This is a genomic window from Streptomyces olivochromogenes (assembly GCF_001514115.1).
Classification (GTDB): Bacteria; Actinomycetota; Actinomycetes; order Streptomycetales; family Streptomycetaceae; genus Streptomyces; species Streptomyces olivochromogenes.
In genome coordinates this window covers 116,949-139,993 of sequence record NZ_KQ948464.1, presented here as the reverse complement: position 1 = coordinate 139,993, position 23,045 = coordinate 116,949, and the positions used below count along the sequence as shown (strand labels likewise).

The following is a 23,045-nucleotide window of genomic DNA, read 5'->3' as shown; positions in this document are numbered from 1 at the left end:
ACTAGGGCTCGGGGGGCGTTCGTACCGGCGGAGGACGAGACGGGGCGGGGCCGTCCTTAACCTGGCTTTATGCCGCTGAGGGCGGTGGACCGGACCCCCGGGGGTGGGGTTTTCCCCCGTAGAAGACTGCGCTGGGCACCAGCGCGCCGGACCACTCCCCGCCACCAGACTTACCGACGTAGCGAAGAGCACTTCATCCGCTGACCGACATAGGAGATACACCGTGACATCGGCTGTGACCATTCCCAGGCACGGGGGCACTGGAGGGCGTACGGCCGTTGCCGCACGGGCGCGGCAGGTCGTCAAGGCGTACGGATCCGGGGAGACCCGGGTCGTCGCCCTGGACCAGGTCGACGTGGACATCGCGCGGGGGCAGTTCACCGCGATCATGGGCCCCTCGGGGTCCGGCAAGTCCACGCTGATGCACTGCCTCGCCGGACTCGACACCGTCACCTCCGGCCAGATCTACCTCGACGAGACCGAGATCACCGGGCTCAAGGACAAGAAGCTCACGCAGCTGCGCCGGGACCGGATCGGGTTCATCTTCCAGGCGTTCAACCTGCTGCCGACGCTGAACGCGATAGAGAACATCACGCTGCCGATGGACATCGCGGGCCGCAAGCCGAACAAGGGCTGGCTCGACCAGGTCGTGGAGACCGTCGGGCTCGCCGACCGGCTCAAGCACCGGCCCAGCCAGCTCTCCGGCGGCCAGCAGCAGCGCGTCGCGGTGGCGCGGGCACTCGCCGCGCGCCCCGAGATCATCTTCGGGGACGAGCCGACCGGAAACCTCGACTCCCGGGCGGGCGCCGAGGTGCTGGGCTTCCTGCGCCGCTCGGTGGACGAGCTCGGCCAGACCATCGTGATCGTGACGCACGACCCGGTGGCGGCCTCGTACTCGGACCGCGTGCTGTACCTGGCCGACGGCCGGATCGTCGACGAGATGTACCAGCCGACGGCCGACCAGGTCCTCGACCGCATGAAGGACTTCGACGCGCGGGGGCGTACGTCATGACCGTCCTGAAGACCTCGATGCGCAACTTCTTCGCGCACAAGGGGCGGATGGCGCTGTCGGCGGTCGCGGTGCTGCTGTCCGTGGCCTTCGTCTGCGGCACGCTGGTGTTCACCGACACCATGAACACGACGTTCGACAAGCTGTTCGCCGCCACCTCCTCCGACGTGACCGTCTCGCCGAAGACGGCCAAGAGCGACAGCACCCCGCAGAACGGCAGGCCCGACTCGCTGCCCGCCTCGGTCCTGGAACGGGCCGAGAAGGCGGAGGGCGTCAAGTACGCCGAGGGCGCCGTCAGCTCGATGAACGTGACCGTCGTCAACAGTGCCAACAAGAACATGGGGTCGAGCACCGGGGCCCCGACGATCGCCGGCAACTGGACGCGCAACGACCTGCGTTCGATGGAGATCACCTCCGGTCACGCCCCGCGTGGGCCGACCGAGACGATGGTCGACGCCGACACCGCCGACAAGCACCACCTCAAGCTCGGTGACGAACTGCGCACCATCGCCGTCACCGGTGACTTCAAGGCCCGGATCGTCGGCATCGCCACCTTCAAGGTGACCAACCCCGGTGCCGCCGTCGTCTACTTCGACACCGCCACCGCCCAGCGCGAACTGCTCGGCACCACCGGCCGGTTCACCAACATCAACCTCTCCGCCGCCACCGGTGTCACCAACGACACGCTCAAGCAGAACGTCATCTCCTCGATCGGCGCCGGCGCGTACAAGGTGCAGACGCAGAAGGAGTACTCCGACGAGAACCGCTCGGGCGTCGGCTCCTTCATGAACGTCATCAAGTACGCCATGCTCGGCTTCGCCGGGATCGCCTTCCTGGTCGGCATCTTCCTGATCATCAACACCTTCTCCATGCTGGTCGCCCAGCGCACCCGCGAGATCGGCCTGATGCGGGCGATCGGCTCGTCCCGCAAGCAGGTCAACCGCTCCGTCCTGGTCGAGGCGACCCTGCTCGGCGTCTTCGGCTCGATCCTCGGCGTCGGCGCCGGCGTCGGCCTCGCGATCGGCCTGATGAAGCTCATGTCGGCGGCGGGCATGGACCTGTCCACCCGCGACCTGACGGTCAAGGCGACGACCCCGGTCATCGGACTCGTGCTCGGTGTCGTGGTCACCGTCCTCGCCGCCTATCTGCCCGCCCGCCGGGCCGGCAAGGTCTCCCCGATGGCCGCGCTGCGCGACGCCGGTACACCGGCGGACGGCAAGGCCGGTCTCGTCCGCGGCATCATCGGCCTGGTCCTCACCGGCGCCGGAACCTTCGCGCTCTTCACGGCGGCCCACGCCGACAAGGCGACCGACGGCTCGCTGGTGCTGGGCGCGGGAGTCGTCCTGACCCTGATCGGGTTCGTCATCATCGGCCCGCTGCTCGCGGGCGGTGTCGTCCGGGTGATCAGCGCGGTGCTGCTGCGCTTCTTCGGCCCCGTCGGACGGATGGCGGAGCGCAACGCGCTGCGCAACCCGCGCCGCACCGGAGCCACCGGCGCGGCCCTGATGATCGGCCTCGCCCTCGTCGCCTGCCTGTCCGTCGTCGGCTCGTCCATGGTCGCCTCCGCGACCGACGAACTCGACAAGTCGGTCGGCACCGACTTCATCATCCAGGGCAACCAGCGGATCGTCCCGCAGGCGGCGAAGGCCATCGAGACGACGCCCGGCCTGGAACACGTCACGCACTACCGGGACATCGAGGCCAAGCTCACGACCCCCGACGGTTTCTCGGACAGCGACGGCGTCACGGCCGCCGACCCCACCTACGCGCAGGACCTGCACCGCAAGACGACGGCCGGTGAACTGACCGCCGCCTACGGCAGGGACTCCATGTCCGTCGGCTCGGAGTTCGCCACCAAGCACCACGTGAAGCTCGGCGACACCCTGACCGTCGCCTTCAAGGGCGGCAGCACGGCGAAGCTCAAGGTCGCCGCGATCACCGACGACGACGTGGTCATCGATCAGGGCGCGCGGTACCTCAGCACCCAGACCATGCGGAAGTACCTCCCGGCCAACCGGATCCCGCCGGACCAGATCATGTTCGCCAGCGCCAAGAGCGGCCAGGAGAAGCAGGCGTACGCGGCCCTGAAGAAGTCCATGGAGCAGTACCCGCAGTACCAGGTCCGCGACCAGAGCGACTACAAGCAGGAGCTGAAGGACCAGATCGGCCAGCTCCTGAACATGGTCTACGGCCTGCTCGCCCTCGCGATCGTCGTCGCCGTCCTCGGCGTGATCAACACCCTCGCCCTGTCGGTGGTGGAGCGGACGCGCGAGATCGGCCTGATGCGCGCCATCGGGATGTCCCGCCGCCAGCTGCGCCGCATGATCCGCCTGGAGTCGGTCGTCATCGCCCTCTTCGGCGCGCTCCTCGGCCTCGGCCTGGGCATGGGCTGGGGTGCCACCGCCCAGAAGCTCCTCGCCCTGGAGGGCCTGAAGGTCCTGGAGATCCCCTGGCCGACCATCATCGGGGTCTTCATCGGCTCGGCGTTCGTGGGCCTGTTCGCCGCCCTCATCCCGGCGTTCCGGGCGGGCCGGATGAACGTACTGAACGCCATCGCCACCGACTAGCCGGCGGCAGCAGCCGCCGCGAAGCCACCGTATACGGGGGTTACGGGGGACGGGCCCGGTCCAGGAGGACATCACCTCCTGGGCCGGGCCCGCGGCCGTACGCGGTGCCTCAGGTCCGCCGCTCCAGGAGTACGTAGCCGTAGGCGGCGCCCACGACGTCGTACGCGGCGTGGGGGTGCAGACGGCCGGCGTACGCCTGGACGTCCTGGATCGAGTGGTCGGAGTCGTCGAGGGCGATGAAGTCCGGGGTGACGCCACCGGTGCCGCCCGTCCAGAAGACCCGGCAGCGCGCGACGAGCCGACTGCTCGGGCCGGTGTTCGCCTCGACACTCGCCCCGTCCGGAACCCGCGCCAGCAGCCGTTCGACGGTACTCACACGCGCGGGCTTGCGATACGCGGCGGGCTCACCCAGCACGGACAACGGAAGCGTGGTCGTCAGCGCGAGCGCGGCCGCGACGACGGCCGTGGGCAGATGCAGCGCGTACGAGCGCAGCCACGGGCGCGGGCTCCAGCGGGACCGGGAGAGCGCGTCGGCGAGGGCGAGGGAGAGGACCGGCATCAGGACGGCGCTGTAGTGCCAGTCCGTGCCCCAGTAGTGCGGGTCCGAGGAGAGGAAACGCCAGCCCAGGGTCGGCAGGGCGACCAGCAGGAGCGGGGAGCGCAGGGCCAGCAGACCGGTGGTGGGGATCAGCAGCCAGGCGAGGGTGCGGAGTTTGGTGCCCAGGCCGTCGAGGGGATCACCGCCGGCCTTGTTCCAGTAGGTGTAGGTGTCCGCGGTGTTGAAGGCAGGGATCACCACCGTGAAGGTGAGCAGCGCGGCCAGCACTCCGAGGACGGCGACCCCGAGCGCGCACAGGGCCGTACGCGGGGCGGGCTTCCGGGCCCGCATGGCCACGACCAGGGCGATCGCGGCCAGGGTCAGCCCGAGGTCCTCCTTGACGAGGACCAACGGGAACGCCCACAACAGGGCCGCGCGCCACCGTCGCTCCAGGACCGCTTCCAGGGCGAAGGCGATCAGCGGGACGGCGAAGCAGATCTCGTGGAAGTCGAAGTCGACGGCGCGCTGGATCCCCCACGACAGCCCGTACGCGAGACCCAGCGCGAGTCCCCGGGAGCGGCCGAGGAGCCGGGCCGCGGCACGGGTGACCGGGACCGCGGACAGGGCCAGCAGCGCGGCCTGGGCGACGAGGAGGGTGACCGGGGTGGGGAAGAGACGGTAGGCGGGCGCCAGGAGCGCGGTGACCGGGCTGAAGTGGTCGCCGAGGAGGTTGCTGCCCGGGCCCCTGAGATCGGCGACGGGCGCGCGCAGGTGGGCGTAGGCGCGGACGGCCTGCTCGAAGATGCCGAGGTCCCAGGAACGGGTCGCCAGATGCCGCCAGCGGCAGACCGACAGGGTCGCGTACGCGGTGAAGAGCAGGACCGCCAGGAGCCAGGGGTCGCGGGGGCGCCGGTCACGGCCGGGGACGGCCGTGACCGGCGGGGGTATGGGGGCGCTGTCTGTTCTTGGGGAGGTGTCGGCGGGGGTCGGGTTCGAGCTCATGCGGCTCCCGGTACGTGATCACGTGTCACGGGGTATACGCCGGGGACGTGGGGTGCGGTTGACGGTCGGGGTGGGGTGTGGTGCGGGTCACTTCCATTGGGGTGGGCGGGGGCCGGGTTGTTTGGCAGCGGGGCGGTGGAGACTGGGTTGTTTGGCAGCGGGGCGGTGGGGGCTGGGTGCGCCCGCGGCGGAGCCGCATACAGACACAGTCCCGCGCCCCTGAGACGGGGCTGCGCCCCCGTTCCCCGCCGGGCCGTCGAACCGGGGCCGGGGCCCGTCCACCTCTTGCGTCTCACAGGGAGCGCGGCGCCGTCGTAGGCTGGACAACCCCGGCCCGTCGAGACGTGTCGGGCGGTTCGCGTTGCCCTCTCTCCGGGATGGAAGCCCTTCATGAGCCTGCACGGTCTGCTCGACGCCGTCGTCAAGGACGCCGCCCTCGCGGAAGCGGTGAAGGCCGCCACCGACGGCAACCGGATGCACATCGACCTGGTCGGCCCGCCCGCCGCCCGCCCCTTCGCGGTGGCGGCCCTGGCCCGCGACGCCGGCCGCCCCGTACTGGCCGTGACGGCGACGGGACGCGAGGCCGAGGACCTGGCCGCGGCGCTCAGGTCCCTCCTCCCGGCCGACACGGTCGCGGAGTACCCGTCGTGGGAGACGCTCCCGCACGAGCGGCTCTCCCCCCGCTCGGACACCGTCGGCCGCCGTCTCGCCGTGCTGCGCCGCCTGGCACACCCGCGCCCCGACGACCCCGAGACCGGCCCGGTGTCGGTCGTCGTCGCCCCGGTGCGATCGGTGCTGCAACCGCAGGTCAAGGGCCTGGGAGACCTGGAGCCGGTCGCGCTGCGGACGGGCCAGAGCGCAGACCTGGGCGGGATCGTCGAGGCGCTCGCGGCAGCCGCGTACTCCCGGGTCGAGCTCGTCGAGAAGCGCGGCGAGTTCGCCGTACGCGGCGGCATCCTGGACGTCTTCCCGCCCACCGAGGAGCACCCCCTGCGGGTGGAGTTCTGGGGCGACGACGTCGAGGAGATCCGTTACTTCAAGGTCGCCGACCAGCGCTCCCTCGAGGTCGCCGAGCACGGACTGTGGGCGCCGCCCTGCCGCGAGCTGCTCCTGACGGACGAGGTACGGGAGCGGGCGGCCCGGCTCGCCGAGGAGCACCCCGAGCTGGGCGAACTGCTCGGCAAGATCGCCGAGGGCATCGCCGTGGAGGGAATGGAGTCGCTGGCTCCGGTCCTCGTCGACGACATGGAATTGCTGATCGACGTCCTGCCCAAGGGCTCGATGGCCGTCGTCTGCGACCCGGAGCGGGTGCGGACGCGGGCCGCGGACCTGGTGGCGACCTCGCAGGAGTTCCTGCAGGCGTCCTGGGCGGCGACGGCCGGGGGCGGCGAGGCCCCCATCGACGTCGGCGCGGCCTCCCTGTGGGCCATCGCGGACGTCCGCGACCGGGCCCGCGAGCTGGACATGATGTGGTGGTCGGTGTCGCCGTTCGCGGCCGACGAGGAACTGGACGCGGACACCCTCAAGCTCGGCATGCACGCGCCCGAGACCTACCGCGGCGACACGGCCAGGGCGCTCGCCGACACCAAGGGCTGGCTCGCGGACGGCTGGCGCACGGTGTACGTCACCGAGGCGCACGGCCCCGCCGCCCGCACCGTCGAGGTCCTCGGTGGCGAGGGCATCGCGGCCCGCCTCGACGCGGAACTGACCGAGCTGACGCCCGCCGTGGTGCAGGTCGCGTGCGGTTCGATCGACTACGGCTTCGTGGACCCGGCGCTCAAGCTCGCCGTCCTCACGGAGACCGACCTCTCCGGCCAGAAGGCGGCCGGCAAGGACGGCGCGCGCATGCCGGCCCGCCGCCGCAAGACCATCGACCCCCTCACGCTCGAAGCGGGCGACTACATCGTGCACGAGCAGCACGGTGTCGGCCGCTACATCGAGATGGTGCAGCGGACCGTCCAGGGCGCGACACGCGAGTACCTGGTGGTGGAGTACGCCCCGGCCAAGCGCGGCCAGCCGGGCGACCGCCTCTACATCCCCACCGACCAGCTGGAACAGATCACCAAGTACGTCGGCGGCGAGGCCCCCACCCTGCACCGCCTGGGCGGCGCCGACTGGACGAAGACCAAGGCGCGCGCCAAGAAGGCGGTCAAGGAGATCGCGGCGGACCTGATCAAGCTGTACAGCGCGCGCATGGCGGCTCCCGGTCACGCCTTCGGTTCCGACACCCCTTGGCAGCGCGAGCTCGAGGACGCCTTCCCGTACGCGGAGACCCCCGACCAGCTCACGACCATCGCCGAGGTCAAGGAGGACATGGAGAAGACGGTCCCGATGGACCGCCTGATCTGCGGCGACGTCGGCTACGGCAAGACGGAGATCGCGGTCCGCGCGGCCTTCAAGGCGGTGCAGGACGGCAAGCAGGTCGCGGTCCTGGTGCCGACGACGCTGCTGGTGCAGCAGCACTTCGGGACCTTCTCCGAGCGCTACTCGCAGTTCCCGGTCAACGTCCGCGCCCTGTCCCGCTTCCAGACCGACACGGAGGCGAAGGCCGTCCTGGAGGGCCTGCGGGACGGCGCGGTGGACGTCGTCATCGGCACCCACCGGCTGTTCTCCGCCGAGACCAAGTTCAAGGACCTGGGCCTGGTCATCGTCGACGAGGAGCAGCGCTTCGGCGTCGAGCACAAGGAGCAGCTGAAGAAGCTGCGCGCCAACGTGGACGTCCTGACGATGTCCGCCACCCCCATTCCCCGTACGCTCGAAATGGCGGTGACGGGCATCCGGGAGATGTCCACGATCACCACCCCGCCGGAGGAGCGGCACCCGGTGCTGACCTTCGTCGGCCCGTACGAGGAGAAGCAGATCGGCGCGGCCGTCCGCCGCGAACTGCTGCGCGAGGGCCAGGTCTTCTACATCCACAACCGGGTCGAGTCGATCGACCGGGCGGCGGCGCGGCTGCGTGAGATCGTCCCCGAGGCGCGTATCGCGACGGCGCACGGGCAGATGGGCGAGCAGGCTCTGGAGCAGGTGGTCGTCGACTTCTGGGAGAAGCGGTTCGACGTGCTCGTGTCGACCACGATCGTCGAATCCGGCATCGACATCTCCAACGCCAACACGCTGATCGTGGAGCGCGGCGACAACTTCGGCCTCTCGCAGCTGCACCAGCTGCGCGGCCGGGTGGGCCGAGGCCGTGAGCGCGGCTACGCCTACTTCCTGTACCCGCCGGAGAAGCCCCTGACGGAGACCGCGCACGAGCGGCTCGCGACCATCGCCCAGCACACGGAGATGGGCGCGGGCATGTACGTGGCGATGAAGGACCTGGAGATCCGCGGCGCGGGCAATCTGCTCGGCGGTGAGCAGTCGGGTCACATCGCGGGCGTCGGCTTCGACCTGTACGTCCGTATGGTCGGCGAGGCGGTGGCGGACTACCGGGCCTCTCTGGAAGGCGGAGTCGAGGAGGAGCCGCCCCTGGAGGTCAAGATCGAGCTGCCGGTCGACGCGCACGTTCCGCACGACTACGCGCCGGGTGAGCGGCTGCGTCTGCAGGCCTACCGCGCCATCGCCTCCGCCAACACGGAGGAGGACGTCAAGGCCGTACGCGAGGAGCTCACCGACCGCTACGGCAAGCTGCCCGAGCCGGTGGAGAACCTGCTGCTCGTCGCGGGCCTGCGGATGCTCGCGCGGGCGTGCGGCGTCGGCGAGGTCGTGCTTCAGGGCAACAACATCCGCTTCGCACCGGCGGAGTTGCGCGAGTCCCAGGAACTCCGCCTCAAGCGGCTCTACCCGGGCACGGTCATCAAGCCGGCCGCCCACCAGCTCCTGGTGCCCCGACCGAAGACGGCGAAGGTGGGCGGGAAGCCGTTGGTCGGGCGGGAGTTGCTGGGGTGGACCGGGGAGTTCCTGGCGACGATTCTCGGGTCGTAGAGGTCGTAGAGGTCGTAGGCGTCGTCGCGGCTGGTGGTTGAGGCCGGGCTCACGCCGACGGTGGCTGGAACAGCATTCCCGTCAGGGTGCGGAAGACCTCCTCGGGGTCCTGGTCGCCGACCGCGGCGTCCAGGTTGTGGCCGAGGAGCAGCGTGGCGAAACCGTGGGCCAGGGACCAGGCGGCGACTCCGGCGAGGCGGGGGTCGGTGCCGGGTTCCGGCACCCGGTCGGAGACGGCCTGGCGCAGGCGGTCCGCGGTCAGGGCGCGGGCCGTGGTCAGCTCCAGGTCGTTCTCGCGCAGCAGCTCCGGCGTGAACATCACCTGGAAGTGCGCGGGATGCTCACGCGCGAAGCGTACGTAGTGGACGCCCGCGTCCCGTAGGTCCGTGGCCTCGGTGAGCGCGGCCGACAGCAGCGCGTGGCCCTCGGCCGCGATCGCGGTGAGCAGGCCGGTGCGGTCCTTGAAGTGGTGGGCCGGAGCCGCGTGCGAGACGCCTGCCCGGCGGGCCAGGTCGCGCAGACTCAGCGCGGACGGGCCTTCGGCGGCGATGACGTCGAGCGCGGCGCTCAGGATCGCGCGACGCAGATCGCCGTGGTGATAGGGGCGTTCGGGAGTGGTCTTCGCGGTCTCCATGGTCATCAGCGTACGCGGAATCTAGGCATTGACAAGTTCGGCGGGTTCGGGCAATCTTGTCAGTGTCAAGTTGTCGCATGGGTGGGAACGGGACGAGGGGGTTCGTCATGTCGGAGCACGGTGGTGAGGTGGCCGGGATGGTTCAGGGGGACGGGGTTGTCGGTGTGGAGACCGGGATCGGGGCAGGGGTAGGGGTGAGGGCCGGGGGTGAGGTCGGGATCGAGCTCGGCGAGGTGCGTCGGCTGTGGCACCTGCTGGAGCCCCTGCATGCGGTGCTCTACTACGCGCCGGAGGTCTTCGCGGAGTCGGCCGCGCTCGGGTACGCCGGGTCGGCGGAGGACCGCTGGCCGACCTACTTCCCCTTCCGTGCCGCGCCGTTGGGGGCGGTCGGGAGCGAGCGCGTGTCATCCGCCTTCTACAGCTTCAGCCCGCGGATGGTCGCCGTGCACATGGACTCCGCGTGGGACACCGCGAGCCCCGCGGATGTGCTGAAGGCGCGGGAGCGGGGCATGGACCGGGCGTACCGCGCGATATTCGGCGACCGCGCGGCGAGCCCCGAACTCGCCGAGGCCGCAGGGCTGTTGCGCTGTGCCGCCGAGGCCGCGAACACCGCGGGTCGCCCCATGGCCGCGGCCAACGCGGAGTCGGCGTGGCCGGTGGCCCCGCACCTCCAGTTGTGGCATGCGGCGACGATCCTGCGCGAGCACCGGGGCGACGGACATCTCGCGGCGCTGCTCGTCGCCGGGCTCGACCCCGTCGAAGCGCTCGTGTCCTTCGCGGCGATCGGTGCGGCCTCCGTCGAGCGCTTCGAGAGCCGCGGCTGGAGCGTGCAGGAGTGGAGCGCCGCCCGTGCACGCCTCGCCGCGCGCGGCCTCGTGACCGAATCCGGCACTGCCACACCCGCGGGCCGCGAGCTCCGCGCCGCGGTCGAACGCCACACGGACGAACTGGCCGCCGCCCCCTGGCTCGCCCTCACCCCGGCCGACCGGAGTCGACTGACCGAGCTGCTCGGCGAGTTCTGGGTCGCGGTGCTGGGTTCGGGGCTGCTGCCTTCGGAGTCCACGTTGGGGATCGGGAAGGTGTGACGGGAGGGCGTGATGATGTGGGTGTGTGGGGGGTATGCGGGCGGGAGAGCGTGCGTCGCCGGGTGACGCACTTGAAGCCGCCCGCGGGAGTTGGGCTTCGCGGACGGCCTAGGTGTCACGGTCGATCGGTGGGTGTGTCGTGCCTCGCGCGTCTGCGCGGCTACGGCTGATCGGGGTCTACGGCTGATCGGGCCGGTCGGTCGGTTCGCGGTCCATGCCCATCGAGCCCTCGATCTTCTGCTGGGCGTCGTCGACCTGGTCCGTGTACTTGTTGCCCGTCTTCTCGTTGATCTCCCGTTCCCCGGCGTCGGACATGTCCTTGCCCTTGGACTTCGCCTGATCCTTGAATCTGTCGAAGATGCCCATGCGGGAGCTCCTTCCGGAGGTGTGTCACCACCGACGATACGCCCGGCGTGCACCTATTGCCCGTTGGAGGAGGGTATGGGCCGGGCATGCCCGCCGCTACCGTGGGCACCAGGGAAACACGCCCTGTGCAGGGCGGACCCGGGGAACAAAGGGGAGGGGCGTCGTGGTGCGTCTGAGGGGTGGGGCGGCGGCTGCCGCATTGGTGCTGTTCGTCGTCGGCGCGGGGGTCAGCGGCTGCAAGAAGGAGACCACGGGCTCCGCCGGCCCGCAGGGCACGGTGGCCGGCGGCGCCGCGCTCACCGCCGTGGACTCGCTGACCGTCAAGGGGCGCGCGCCCAAGACGGGCTACAGCAGGGCGAGGTTCGGCACGGCCTGGGCCGACACGGACTCCAACAAGTGCGACACCCGCGACGACGTCCTCAAGCGGGACCTGAAGAACGTGAAGTTCACCGGCGGCACCTGCAAGGTCGTCTCCGGGGCGCTCGACCCGGACCCGTACTCCGGCAAGGAAGTGACCTACAAGCGTGGCCGCAGCCTGGTGGACATAGACCACCTCGTCGCACTCTCGGACGCCTGGCAGAAGGGCGCCAAGTACTGGGACGCGAGCAAGCGGATAGCGCTGGCCAACGACCCGCTCAACCTGCTGTCCGTCGACGCGAGCACCAACCGCAGCAAGGGCGACGGCGACACCGCGACCTGGCTCCCGCCCAACAAGGGGTACCGCTGCACGTATGTGGCCGCGCAGGTGGCCGTGAAGAAGAAGTACGGGCTGTGGGTCACCGGCGGGGAGAAGGCCGCGATGAAGAAGGTGCTCTCCGAGTGCCCCGGCCAGAAGCTTCCCTCGGGCGGCAATCCGACCCAGGCGCCGAAGCGGTTCACCGCCAACTGACGCCGTCTCATACTGCTGGACGCAAGGGCAAGATGACGACCTCGACCCGCTACTTGGACAATCGACGCAATTCGGCATCCTGGCAGTGCGATACATGCTGCTGAAGAGGACGGCGAGGGTCTGATGGTGGCTCTTGATCGGGCCGGAGCAGACGCGCGTCGAGCGGATAACCTTCGAGGGATACCGACTCGGCCCGGTCAAGATAGGGACGAATTCCCGCCAGCTATCTTCCGGGAAGGGCAAGGGGCCCATGTGAAGCACATAGGCGCTGGAGATAGCCGTGGTGCCGGTTCAGACATGAAGAATCAACTTGTCGATATTCCAGATGGCGGTAGGGTGAAGGTCGTGATTCAGAGTCTCGGCTACATCTTGGGCGGCTAGTAAATGGAATTCAGAGGTATCGGCGAGTTGCTCGCGATCGCAGGCGATGCTCTCTCGGACGCCCCGCCGAAGAACGACGCTCTATTCGGCGGGACTGCCCGGCAGTTGGGTGCACTGCTTTCCGCGCGTAACGGTTTCTATGCACTTGAATCGGCTTTGCACGTTTTCCCCGCGGGCGACGCGGTGCTGTCGGGGCGCTCGCTTGGGGAGTGGAATTACCGACAACTCTGGGTCGAGTCTTACGGCGAATTGGTGCCCCCTGCGCTGTTCTTCGCCGAGGATGTCTTCGGTGGACAGTTCGCTCTTATAGATGAAGCGGTCTGTTTGTTTGACCCCGAAACTGCGAAGATGGCCGTTTTTGCCAACAGTGTCGAGGAGTGGGCTTCGCGAGTTCTCGCGCAGTCCGACTACGCTACGGGATATTCGATTGCCCACGCATGGCAAGTCGAAAATGGTGCACTTCCTGTTGGTCACCGACTTATTCCAAGAGTGCCATTTAGTTGCGGTGGAGATTTCTCAGTTGAAAACATGGTGCTCATTGAGGCCGTATCGGCGATGCGCTACTGGGGCGGATTTGCCACGATGATTGCAGGGCTCCCGGATGGCGCTCAGCTGAGATTCAGTCCTGCCGTGGTTGACGGCTTGCGGTGTGCTGGCCGTCCGCGGGGAGACAGAGGTGAATGCGGATGTTTCGACCGATAAGTGAGCGTTCCCGGTTGGCTGCCTGAACCTGCGTCAGGGCTGGCGATAAAATGAGCCCTTCCGGCCTCAGGTTGACGTGTGGTGAAGGACGAGTACCCAGCCGCCGACGGCGGGCGGTGGGCCTCAAGCCGCTCAACTGGTCTCGCCGGTAAGCCGGAAGCGCACCGCGCTACACACGACACCCAAGCTCGTCTGTACCCATGCGACATGCCACCGCCTGGCCGGACCCATCGAGCGAACCAAGTCCCCTCACCGCAAGAGGCGTTCATGGTCACCGTATCCCCGCAGAAGTCCGATGCGTCCGCATCTTGGGCGTACGCCCTTCAGTTGCCGCACGATCCGCTCGCGCCGCGCATCGCCCGTGTCACTCTCAGAGCCGTACTCGCCGGACACGGCATGACCCAGTTCACCGGCACCGCCGAGCTGCTGACCTCGGAACTCGTCACGAACGCCTACCGGCACTCCACCGGGCCCTCCACCCTCCGTCTCCGGGCCTTGGGAAGCGCTCGCCCTCGCGTCCGCGTGTGGGATGCCGACCCCCACATTCCGCCTCCCTTCGACAAGGATTCCGGTCCGCTCCACCCCGTCCCCGCCGAGGCGGACGGCGGGCGCGGACTGGTCCTCGTATGCCATTACGCAGATGCATGGGGTGGCTACCCGCTCGGCGACGACCTCTTCGGGCGGGGCGGCATGCTCATGTGGTCCCGAGTACCCTCCGGCCATGACCGGTGCCGTGCACATCCCGGAGTACCTGGACGACTGTGAGCTGGTCGCGGGCGAGGATCTCGCGCACGATCCCGCGTTCTGGCTCGCGCATGTCCTGCTGATGGTGGGTGATCCGGGAGAGAAGCCGGAACGCTACGGGGTGGAGGCGTCGGCCTACGAGGAGATGGTGGATCGTCTCGGGGACCCCGAACAACCCTGGCCTGTTCTCCGTGTTCCCTTCGACGGTGGGCATACGGCCCATGCCGTGTACGCCAACTTCGAAGACATGAACAACGTCGACTTCTTTGTCCGCCACCCCGCCTGGGGGCGGCTCGGTTTCCTCGGGGACTGCGGCGCCGACGAGGCAGGCCCCGGGCTGTCGTGGGCCGAACTCACCACTCTCGCCGCGAGCACGCAGGACGGCGACGAAGGTCTGTCCGATGCCTCGCAGCGCCTCCTGCTGCTGCTTCCGATGCTCGGTGACGCCGATATGCCCAGTGAGGCACCTGCCGTCGTGTCGCGGGCACTGGCCCACTGCGGGATACGTGCTGACGCGGCCGACGAATTGGCCGCCGCCCTGCTGCCCGACCAGGCCGACGGCCCCCGGTGGATCGTGACAGGTGACAGTCCGATCGCCGTGTGCTCGTCGCCGTACAGCCCCCGGCAGGTGCCGATCGCCCTTGGTATCACCACGGACCAGGCCCAGGCTCTGGCCGACTCCCTCAGCGGCCCCTGACCGAAGGTGTCTCCCCCAAGAACTCCGAACAGAATGATCAGCGCTTGCTCTCCCGGGAGACTGGTCTGCCGAGGAGGTGTGCATGATGAGTCGGCACATGCACACGGCCCAGGGGATATGACATGACCGAGCGCGGTCCGGTGGACCTCATCCGCCTTGCTGATGGAGAGAACAGCATGGTCGTGCGGGTGGCGGGTCCAACGACCGGAGTGCTTCCGTGGGACGGTTGCCTTGACGTCGACATCGTGGTGGCCAGCGAGTTCGCGAAGGGCCACCTCACAGAGGTGTGCCTGTTGCCCGAGGACCTGGACGATTGGGCGGAGGCGCTCGAACTACTCGCTGTGGGCCGGCCGGTTCGCTGGATGGACGACGGTCGAAACCCGGAGATCCGGATCACGCCGAAGGGGCCGTACATCTCCCGCGGCGAGGTCCTCAACGCGATCGAGGTGGTGGTGAGGGACGCCGCGGTGTCCCTCACCTCGGTTTGCGTATCGGTGCGCCTGCCCGACGACTGGGTCGATGCCCAGCGTCTGCGACTCGCCCAGGTCCGCGCCGCTTGGCCCTTCGGGCAGGGTTGAGGACAGGAGGCTCTCAGCTGCGGGTGGCGGCCTCACGGAGGCGGCTCACGTCATCGCGGCGGTTGTCCTAGAAGGGGGGCCGGCCCGAATCGGCGGGAGGCCTCGGATGAATCCGTTTCCCGGCGCCGCGCATCTCTAGCGGCCAGCGCTGGTCGATGGCGGCCGCAGCCTCCTTGCAGGATTGGCAGACATCCTGCCCTTCCGGCGTCCACATGCCGTATGGAGAGGGGACCAGGCTGTCGCTCCCTATGCCGCACAAGGTCATGCCGAAGTCCTCGTAAGCATGGGCCTCGTCGTAGGCGTGGGACACGTCCCCGGGCAGCTCCGGTGATTGCGCCCGCTCCCAGCGCAGGTCCACGGGCTGGTACTGCGGCCGGGAGACCTCCTGCAGCTGGTGTCCCAGCTCGGTCCATGCGTAGCACCAGGGGCAGAACCAACGCTCCTTCACCCGCAGGTCCCATTCCGTCAGCGGTTCCGATACCTGTATCCGTCGCACTTCGTGTCCACACACGTCACAGGTCACACTCCGATCGTTCCACGCGATCACCGGGGACTTCATCGACGGGGACTGACACCGGGTTCGGCTGTGCGGCGACGACGTCCTCTCGGTCATTCCGACCGACCCGTACTGGCGGCCCGAACGGGCGGCGGCCGACCGTACCGCCGCGCTCGTGGCGAACCTGGCTCCCGGGCTGCCCGACGGAGTGGACGTCGAGATCGACGTCGATTGGTACGACACGCCCGCCGTTGTCGACTGCGGCCAGAATCTGTTGAGGATCGGGTGTCCGCGGTGCGACGCGTCGATCGACACCCAGTGGTGGAGTGACCTTCTCGAAGCCCACGGTGAGGATGGCTTCGGGACCCTCGCGATCGAGGTCCCCTGCTGTGGTGCCGCGACCTCGCTGGACGCGCTGGACTACGACTGGCCGTGCGGCTTCGCCCGCTTCGAGATCGCCGTCTGGAATCCCGAACGCCTCTGGTTCAGTGACGAAGAACTGACCGTACTCGGGGACGCCCTCGGGCACCCCGTACGGCAGATCAGGGCCCATATCTGACCCGTTCGTCATCCCGCCTCAGCCAATCTGTGTCGCTGCCCAAGGTCCCGAAGTGAGGCGGGCTCGGCGGACGGTGTCAGTGGTGGGCGGCCGCGCCGAACGACCGTCCCCGCCCGGCAGGCACCCGACGCAGACGGCTACAGAGTCGATTCCAGGGTCACCGACTGGGATGCGAAGCCGTTGCGCTCGTAGAAACGGATGGCATCGGCGCTGCGGACGGCTCCAGCAGCGTGCCCGTGAGATAGCCGACCACTTCGCCGTCGCCGCGATCGGCGACAAGGAGCAGTCGGTTCGGGTCCGCCAGGCCGGACGAGAAACGCCGCGGTCCGTGCTCGCGTGGCCAGTTGATGTCGACGCCCGGGTCGCGGGTACCGGCGTCCTCGGCGAACAGCGCGCTGCCGCACGCGACAAGCCCCTCGATGTCGGCTTGTTCGGCCCTGCGGACGATCACCTCATGCCGTTCACCACTCATGGACTGTGACACTAACGGCGAGTACTGACATGACTGACTGCGTCCATGGGTGAGGGGGAGGGGCCGCGGGGAAAGGGTCTCGACCGGTTCCCTCGGCGACAATGCGTCAATGCGCCGCATCCGAGCAGTCCACATCGACGAACTGCCCCTACTCCAGGACATCGAGCGCGCCGCCGGGCGGTGTTTCGCCGACATCGGCATGCCGGAGATCGCCGACGACGAGCCCCTTCCGCTCGCCGACCTCGCCCACTATCAGCACGTCGGCCTGGCCTGGGTCGCGGTCGACGAGGTCGACAGACCGGTGGCGTACCTCATCGCGGAACACGTCGACGACAACCTGCACATCGAGCAGGTGTCGGTGCACCCGGACAGCGCGCGGCGCGGCATCGGGCGTTCGCTGCTGGACCATGTCGGTCACCGGGCCGGGGCTGAGGGGATACCCGCTCTGACCCTGACCACCTTCGCCGACGTCCCCTGGAACGCGCCCTACTACGTGCGCTGCGGTTTCCAGTTCCTGGATGACGGCGCGCTCGGTCCCGGGCTCCAGGACATCCGCCGACGCGAGGCCGCCCACGGTCTGGAGCGCTGGCCGCGGGTCTGCATGCGCCGGCGTCTGTGACCTCCGGGTTCGTTACGCCTCCGCGGCGAACAGCTCTTCCGCGTTGGTGGCCGTGAGGGCCCGGTCGAACCAGGTGCCCAGCAGTTCCAGGTCGGTGCAGGCGTTGACGCGCTCGCGGGCGGCCTCGGGGATGTCGATGGCGCGGAGGTCGAGGATGCGGAGGATGTCCTCGGCGCGGCCCTTGATCCGGGTTTCCTCGATGATGGTGCCGCTGCCGGGAAAGCGGCTGGGGCGCAGGGTCATCAGGTGCCTCCAGAATGCGCGGCTCTGGGTGTCGCCCAGGCCGACCTCGGTGTATTCCGCCCAGTCCCGCGCGGTCTCGCCTCCGATGGTGGCGAGCGCCGTCGCCAGCGCCTCCAGTATCGCAGGGAGGGCGGGGTCGTTGGCGTGAGCGAGCGCGGAGAAGACGGCTAGGGCCAGGTCTTCGGCCGCCTCGTCCGGGTCGATGATCGTGGGGAGGTTTTCGGGGCCCAGGACCAGTGGGAAGAGCGCGATACTGGTGTGGGCGGGCAGGCCGATGCGGATGGGCTGCGCGGCCCAGGACGCCGTGGGCTTGTCCTGGCAGACGACGAGCAGGAGGGGCGGCAGCTTGTACTCGGCGTAGAGATACGCCAGGTAGTACGTCCAGCTGTTGAGCTTGTCCGGGTCCGGTCTGCCTTGCGCCTCCACGGCGAGCAGGTAGCTTCCGCTGTCCGCCGTGTCGACGGGCATCAGGGTGTCCACGCGGCGCGCCATGGATTTGATCTCGGTGAGATCAGTGTCCAGGAGCTGGATCGTGGTGGGTTCGGGTAAGGCGATGCCCGCTTTCGGGAGGGCCCGGGCGAACAGCCCCGGGTCCTCCCTGAAGATCTGGTGCATCGCCTCATGCGCTGAGCTGACCATGTGACGGAATGTAGTGACGCGGATGCTTTCCATCGGGCGGCTTGGGATCGGTTCAGCCGTTCGAGTGACTATGCCGCAGGTCTATGTCGCGAGCCGGCGATGGAGAGGTGCGTCAGCGCGTCACCGGCAGAGCCGTCGCGAACCGGTGGCCGTCGGCGCGGGTCTGGACCGGGAAGTCGACCTTGAGGGCGCCCTCCTGGCCCTCGACGGTCAGGTGGGTGACCACCTTGAGGCCGAGGAAGGTCTTCTTGGGCGCGCTCGCGGTGACGTACGGGCGCGGGAGGTTCATCAGCAACTTGCCCGGCTTGCCGCCGCGGTTGCCGTCGAAGAACAGGATCCGCTGGTTCGTCAGGACGAGGTACATCGGGCGCGGGGTGACCGTCGCCATCACCGTTCCCGCGCTGAGTACGCCGACCACCGCCGCGGTGAGGGCCTGCTTGCGCACCGAGACCGTTCCGATGCCGGCCAGGCTCGTGAGTTCGACCTGCTCGCCCTGGAGCAGCAAGGGGGCCGAGACCTCCAGCAGTTGTCTGGCGCGACGGGCGTTGAGTGCCACGGGTGGGGCTCCTGGTGACGGTGAGATGAGGTGGAAGTGACGGTGACAGGGGCGGTGACGGTGACGGTGACAGGGGCGGTGACAGAGACGGCACGGATTGTTCCAAGCCGGCGGAAAGACGGAAGGTCACCTCCCACAAGGCGAACTCAAGTTCGAGCAATGACCCGGCCAAGATCAGTCATAGAAGGGTCAAGTCGACGCCTGCATGCGCTGTTTGGGCCTTGTGTTCCCACAACCTCCCCACACCTGGGCGGAAACCGCCTCCAACCCGCCACTTACCATCCGCTCCATGTCGAGCGACGCGTCCCTCCCACCCCCCGACTTCGAACTCGCCTCCGCCTTCCCCGAGGTCGGCTGGCTGCGGCAGGCCACCGCCGCGCGGGACTGGGCGGGAATCAGGAGGTACGCCGACGGACTGCCGCAGGGCACCGACCGGGCGTTCCTCGTCCGGGTCGTCGCCGAGGTGCCCGGCGTCGAGCACTTCCTGCGGGAACTCGTCGCCGCCGCCCCCGACGACGTACTGGCCCTCACCACGCTCGGGACCCGCGAGATCGAGATCGGCTGGGAGATCCGGAGCAGCGCGCGCGCCGAGCACGTCAGCCGGGAGCAGTTCCGGCAGCTGCACGAGCACCTGCGGCAGGCCGAACGGCTGCTCATCCGGGCCACCGCCCTCGACCCGTCCCACGACGCGGCCTGGGCCGCGCGCCTGACCACGGCCATGGGGCTGCAGCTCGGGCAGAACGAGGCGCGGCGGAGGTACGACCGGCTGGCCGCGTACCACCCGCACCACTTGACCGGGCAGGCCCGGCTGCTCCAGCAGCTGTGTCCCAAGTGGAGCGGGAGCTGGGAGGCGGCACACGGGTTCGCCCGCGAGTGCCTGCTCAACTCGCCCGAAGGCTCGCTCAGCGGTGGTCTGGTGGCGGAGGCGCACCTGGAGCGCTGGCTCGATCTGCCCTCCACGGGGAGTGAGCGGACCGACTATCTGCGCCGGCCCCACGTCCACGCCGAACTCGTCGAGGCCGCCGAACGGTCCGTCCTGCACCCGTACTACCGGCCCGCGTACGGGTGGGTCACCATCCAGGGCGTCTTCGCCGCGCTCTTCTCGCTGATCGGCGACACCGCACGCGCCGCCGCGCACTTCCGTGCCCTGGGCAACCTGGCCTCCGAGTACCCGTGGAGTTACCTCGGCAAGCCCGCGGACGCGTACGCCAAACACCGTTCCGCCGCCCTCGGAAGAGGCTGAGCGGATGCCGAACAAGACAGGCAGAGGCAGACGATGAGCCAGGGCATCCATCACACCGAGGTCGACGGCATACCCACCCTCTTCGCGTACGCCACCGGGCCCATGCGTGCCGGACTGGTCTTCCGCGTCGGCGTCGCCGACGAGACGCTCGCCGGGGCCGGGATCACCCACCTGGTGGAGCACCTGGCGCTGCACCGCCAGGGCCTGGCCGACTACCACTTCAACGGCGCGACCAAGGCCGCGTTCACGCACTTCCACGTGGAGGGCGCCGAGCACGAGATCGTCGCCTACCTCGACGGCGTGTGCACCTCCCTCCTCGATCTGCCCATGGAGCGGCTGGAGACCGAGAAGGAGATCCTGCGCACCGAGGAGGCACGCCGGGAGCCCGGACAACTGCCGTTGTGGCGGTACGGAGCCCAGGGGTACGGGCTGGTCAGCTATCCGGAGTGGGGCGTACGGGGGTTGCGGCCGGACGACGTACGGGATTGGGCCGGGACCTGGTTCACCCGGGACAACGCCGTGCTGTGGATCGCGGGGGAGCGGCTGCCGGCCGGGCTCTCGCTCAAACTGCCCGCCGGTCAGCGGCGCCCGATGCCCGCCGTCACCTCCGCCCTCCCCACCGCCCCCGCCTACTTCTCCGACGGCAAGGGCGGCGTCCTGCTCGACGCCGTCGTCACCGACACCACCGCCGCCCGGCTCTACGCCGGTGTCCTGGAACGCGAACTCTCCCGGTCCCTGCGCCAGGAGGGCGGCTACTCCTACACGGCGGCCAGCGACTACACCTCCCGCCGGGACGGTTTCGCCACCGTCACCGCCTTCGCGGACGCCCTGCCCGCCAAGCAGGACGCGGTCCTCGGCGGGTTCGTCGACGTGCTCGCGGGCCTCCAGGTCGGCCGGATCGCGCAGGCCGACCTGGAGGCCGTACGCGGGCGCAGCGACGCCACGCTGACCGCGCCCGACGCGGCCGTACGGCGGCTGCCGGGCGCGGCGGAGGAACTGCTCGCCCACCGTCCGCCGCGCGGGCTCGAAGAACTGCGTGCCGAGCTGTGGGCGATGACACCGCAGCATGTGCACGCGGTGGCGCTGGAGGCCGCCGGTACGGCGTTGCTGCAGGCTCCCTCGGGGCACCGGGCCGACTGGGCCGGGTACACGGCGGCCCCGACCACGTCGTCGTACGCCGTCACGGGCAAGCGGTTCGAGGCCGTACGCAAGGACGAGCCGGCCATGGTCGTCGGGGGCGAGGGGGTCAGCCTGACGGCGGGGGGCGAGGCGGCCACCGTGCTCTACAGCGCGTGCGCCGCCCTGCTCAGCTGGCCCGACGGCGGGCGCCGGCTCATCGGCACCGACGGGCTGTCCGTGGAGGTGGAGCCGGGGGAGTACGGGATCGACGCGCACACCATGGCGACCATCGACGCGGCGGTGCATCCGAGTGCGGTGGTGCAGTTGCCGCCCCGGCAGCAGCGGCAGCAGCGGCAGTCGGAGGGCGCCGCTTCGGCGGGGCGGACCGCAGGATCCGCCGGTGCGGTTCGGCAGAAGACATCGGCGCGGCGTACCGGCGGGCAGACGGCGCTGCTCGTCATCTTCGGGGTCCTCGCGGGGCTCTGGTCCCTGCTGGCCCTCTCGTACACCGTCTTCGGCGCCTCGGACCCGGAGACCAGCACCGGGGAATGGGCCGCCCTCACCGTCTTCCTCTGGGCCGTCGGGGCGCTGCTCGCCTGGCCGGCCGTCAGGGTGGTGCGAAGCACCCGGCGGGGGTGAACCGCCGGGTGCCTTGAGCGTGGATGAGGGTTTCCGGGTCACCTCGGCTCAGAGATGGCCTCAGCTCAGAGGTGACCTCAGCGCATATACGGGTTGCCCGGCGCCGGGCCCGGCATGGGTCCGGGTGTCCGCCCCACGTTCGCCGTGGCGTACTTCGGCGTGCGCTTGTCGAACAGCGCGAACAGCAGCAGCCACACCGCCATCGCCAGAGTGACGACGGCGACCGCGCCGAGGACGGGATCGCCCGCGTCCGACTGAACGGTCGCCCACGGCAGCGTCACCAGCTCGTACAGCAGGAACGCGGAGAAGGCGCCCCAGTCCGAGCCCCTGCCGCGGCGGATCGCGGCGTACAGGAACGGCACCCACACCAGCAGACCCAACGACGCGACCACCAGGACCGACCACGCGATCCGCTGGGCCCAGCCGGCTTCCAGGCGCTTGTCCACGCTCATGCCCATGCCTCTCACATCCCCCGAGCACCCACGAGCGCCCTACGAGCCCCCCGAGAGGTTTCTCGGGTCCCGAGAATCCTCTCGGGGGGCGTCATGTTCCCATCTGGCGGGTCACACGCGCTGGTGTTCGCCCTTCAGGGACGTCACGATCCGGGTCGCCAGCTTCTTCGCCGTGGCGGCGCCGTTGTCGTGCCCGTCCGTGGACATGACGCTGACGACGTCGGTGCCCGCGCGCACGGCGATCAGGGTCGTGCCGTTCTGCCAGGCGCTGTTGGTCAGGGTGATGGTGTAGGCGGCGTCGCCCAGGCCGGGCGTGGTGGCGCCGGTGACCTTCACCTTGGTGTGAGTGTCGGAGTCGGTGAAGGTCGCGCACGTGGTGGCGATCTTCTCCAGGTCCTTCAGCACGGTCGTCGAGGTCGTGCCGCGGTAGGTGTCGACCTCCTGGGCGATGTCCTCGGAAGTGTTCTTGCTGATGTAGTCGTTCTGGGCGAAGGACACCCCCGAGTCGCCGGTGATCGTTATCCAGCTGGTGCCGCCCAGCAGGGAGCAGTCCGGCTTCGGCGCGGGGGAGGAGCTCGGGGCGGTGTACGTGGTGCCGGAGTCCCGTGCACCGCTGGGGTCGACCGCGAAACCGGTGGCGAAGAAGGACGCGGGCGCGAGCGCCTTCTTGAGCTGCGCGCCGGTCAGCAGACCGGCGTTGGGGTCCTTGGCCTGCTTCGTCTTGGCGGACGAGGGCTGAACGGTGGGTCCGGAGGAGCAGGCCGCCAGGGCGAGCGGGAGCACGGCTGCGGCGAGCAGGGCCTTGGCCGTGCGAGAGGGGTGACGCATCGGGATGTCTGAGTCCTTCTTTGAGAAGTGGTGCTGTTGAGCCGAGCGGACTCTATGGGTGCACAGG

Annotated in this window: 21 protein-coding genes; 12 read left to right on the top strand and 9 right to left on the bottom strand. The window is 69.5% G+C overall.

Annotated elements, in window-relative coordinates:
- Window positions 1-223: 223 nt before the first annotated feature.
- Complete coding sequence (locus tag AQJ27_RS32280) at window positions 224-1,012, top strand: ABC transporter ATP-binding protein (RefSeq protein WP_067376193.1); 789 nt, start codon at window positions 224-226, stop codon at window positions 1,010-1,012.
- The gene (locus AQJ27_RS32275) at window positions 1,009-3,576 is read left to right on the top strand and encodes an ABC transporter permease (RefSeq protein WP_067376192.1); all 2,568 of its coding nucleotides are present in this window, start codon (window positions 1,009-1,011) and stop codon (window positions 3,574-3,576) included. Before AQJ27_RS32280 ends, AQJ27_RS32275 begins: the two co-directional genes overlap by 4 nt.
- Window positions 3,577-3,685: 109 nt before the next feature.
- On the opposite strand, the gene AQJ27_RS32270 is transcribed toward AQJ27_RS32275, so the two are convergent.
- Window positions 3,686-5,116 carry a DUF2079 domain-containing protein gene (locus AQJ27_RS32270; RefSeq protein WP_067376190.1) on the bottom strand — a complete coding sequence of 477 codons (1,431 nt, stop codon included), beginning with the start codon at window positions 5,114-5,116 and terminating at the stop codon, window positions 3,686-3,688.
- Between the two features lie 390 nt (window positions 5,117-5,506).
- Here AQJ27_RS32270 and mfd point away from each other — a divergent pair, with 390 nt between their 5' ends.
- A complete protein-coding gene (mfd, locus tag AQJ27_RS32265) occupies window positions 5,507-9,037 on the top strand; it encodes a transcription-repair coupling factor (protein ID WP_067376188.1) in 3,531 nt (1,176 codons plus the stop codon).
- A gap of 49 nt (window positions 9,038-9,086) precedes the next feature.
- Here mfd and AQJ27_RS32260 read toward each other — a convergent pair whose 3' ends face one another.
- Window positions 9,087-9,671 (bottom strand): TetR/AcrR family transcriptional regulator, encoded by a 585-nt coding sequence (locus AQJ27_RS32260; RefSeq protein ID WP_067376534.1) that lies wholly within the window; start codon window positions 9,669-9,671, stop codon window positions 9,087-9,089.
- 107 nt (window positions 9,672-9,778) lie between these two features.
- On the opposite strand from AQJ27_RS32260, the gene AQJ27_RS32255 reads away from it, so the two are divergent.
- A complete protein-coding gene (locus tag AQJ27_RS32255; RefSeq protein ID WP_235613663.1) occupies window positions 9,779-10,756 on the top strand; it encodes an SCO6745 family protein in 978 nt (325 codons plus the stop codon).
- A 177-nt stretch (window positions 10,757-10,933) separates the two neighbouring features.
- Here the strand turns inward: AQJ27_RS32255 and AQJ27_RS32250 are convergent, their stop codons facing one another.
- Window positions 10,934-11,122: an Rv0909 family putative TA system antitoxin gene (locus AQJ27_RS32250; protein ID WP_054233006.1), complete on the bottom strand. Its 189-nt coding sequence runs from the start codon at window positions 11,120-11,122 to the stop codon at window positions 10,934-10,936.
- A 163-nt stretch (window positions 11,123-11,285) separates the two neighbouring features.
- On the opposite strand from AQJ27_RS32250, the gene AQJ27_RS32245 reads away from it, so the two are divergent.
- The 4 genes from AQJ27_RS32245 to AQJ27_RS32230 all read left to right on the top strand — a co-directional run bounded on the left by AQJ27_RS32245 (window position 11,286) and on the right by AQJ27_RS32230 (window position 15,113).
- A complete protein-coding gene (locus AQJ27_RS32245; protein ID WP_067376186.1) occupies window positions 11,286-12,011 on the top strand; it encodes an HNH endonuclease family protein in 726 nt (241 codons plus the stop codon).
- A gap of 384 nt (window positions 12,012-12,395) precedes the next feature.
- Window positions 12,396-13,094 (top strand): SMI1/KNR4 family protein, encoded by a 699-nt coding sequence (locus tag AQJ27_RS56565; RefSeq protein ID WP_159064439.1) that lies wholly within the window; start codon window positions 12,396-12,398, stop codon window positions 13,092-13,094.
- Window positions 13,095-13,815: 721 nt separating this feature from the next.
- Window positions 13,816-14,535, top strand: a complete 720-nt coding sequence (locus tag AQJ27_RS32235) for a hypothetical protein (protein WP_159064438.1) — start codon at window positions 13,816-13,818, stop codon at window positions 14,533-14,535.
- A gap of 122 nt (window positions 14,536-14,657) precedes the next feature.
- Window positions 14,658-15,113, top strand: a complete 456-nt coding sequence (locus tag AQJ27_RS32230) for a DUF5959 family protein (RefSeq protein WP_067376182.1) — start codon at window positions 14,658-14,660, stop codon at window positions 15,111-15,113.
- Window positions 15,114-15,180: 67 nt separating this feature from the next.
- On the opposite strand, the gene AQJ27_RS32225 is transcribed toward AQJ27_RS32230, so the two are convergent.
- Entirely contained in the window at window positions 15,181-15,609 is a 429-nt protein-coding gene (locus AQJ27_RS32225; RefSeq protein ID WP_159064437.1) for a hypothetical protein, read from the bottom strand.
- A gap of 175 nt (window positions 15,610-15,784) precedes the next feature.
- Between AQJ27_RS32225 and AQJ27_RS32220 the strand changes: the two genes are divergently transcribed.
- A complete protein-coding gene (locus tag AQJ27_RS32220; RefSeq protein ID WP_235613662.1) occupies window positions 15,785-16,168 on the top strand; it encodes a hypothetical protein in 384 nt (127 codons plus the stop codon).
- Window positions 16,169-16,325: 157 nt separating this feature from the next.
- Here the strand turns inward: AQJ27_RS32220 and AQJ27_RS56560 are convergent, their stop codons facing one another.
- On the bottom strand, window positions 16,326-16,640 hold the full coding sequence (locus AQJ27_RS56560) for a GNAT family N-acetyltransferase (protein WP_159064436.1): 315 nt from the start codon (window positions 16,638-16,640) through the stop codon (window positions 16,326-16,328).
- Between the two features lie 109 nt (window positions 16,641-16,749).
- Here AQJ27_RS56560 and AQJ27_RS32210 point away from each other — a divergent pair, with 109 nt between their 5' ends.
- Window positions 16,750-17,259, top strand: a complete 510-nt coding sequence (locus tag AQJ27_RS32210) for a GNAT family N-acetyltransferase (protein WP_067376179.1) — start codon at window positions 16,750-16,752, stop codon at window positions 17,257-17,259.
- A gap of 12 nt (window positions 17,260-17,271) precedes the next feature.
- Here the strand turns inward: AQJ27_RS32210 and AQJ27_RS32205 are convergent, their stop codons facing one another.
- Both AQJ27_RS32205 and AQJ27_RS32200 read right to left on the bottom strand, forming a co-directional pair.
- Window positions 17,272-18,141 carry a hypothetical protein gene (locus AQJ27_RS32205; RefSeq protein WP_067376178.1) on the bottom strand — a complete coding sequence of 290 codons (870 nt, stop codon included), beginning with the start codon at window positions 18,139-18,141 and terminating at the stop codon, window positions 17,272-17,274.
- Window positions 18,142-18,253: 112 nt separating this feature from the next.
- Entirely contained in the window at window positions 18,254-18,697 is a 444-nt protein-coding gene (locus AQJ27_RS32200; protein ID WP_067376175.1) for a hypothetical protein, read from the bottom strand.
- A 289-nt stretch (window positions 18,698-18,986) separates the two neighbouring features.
- Here AQJ27_RS32200 and AQJ27_RS32195 point away from each other — a divergent pair, with 289 nt between their 5' ends.
- Entirely contained in the window at window positions 18,987-19,940 is a 954-nt protein-coding gene (locus tag AQJ27_RS32195; protein WP_067376173.1) for a hypothetical protein, read from the top strand.
- Between the two features lie 33 nt (window positions 19,941-19,973).
- Window positions 19,974-21,698, top strand: a complete 1,725-nt coding sequence (locus tag AQJ27_RS32190; RefSeq protein WP_067376171.1) for a peptidase M16 family protein — start codon at window positions 19,974-19,976, stop codon at window positions 21,696-21,698.
- A gap of 77 nt (window positions 21,699-21,775) precedes the next feature.
- On the opposite strand, the gene AQJ27_RS32185 is transcribed toward AQJ27_RS32190, so the two are convergent.
- Together AQJ27_RS32185 and AQJ27_RS32180 are read right to left on the bottom strand one after the other, a co-directional pair.
- Complete coding sequence (locus AQJ27_RS32185; protein WP_235613661.1) at window positions 21,776-22,150, bottom strand: hypothetical protein; 375 nt, start codon at window positions 22,148-22,150, stop codon at window positions 21,776-21,778.
- 111 nt (window positions 22,151-22,261) lie between these two features.
- Complete coding sequence (locus tag AQJ27_RS32180) at window positions 22,262-22,978, bottom strand: hypothetical protein (protein ID WP_067376170.1); 717 nt, start codon at window positions 22,976-22,978, stop codon at window positions 22,262-22,264.
- Between the last annotated feature and the right edge of the window lie 67 nt (window positions 22,979-23,045).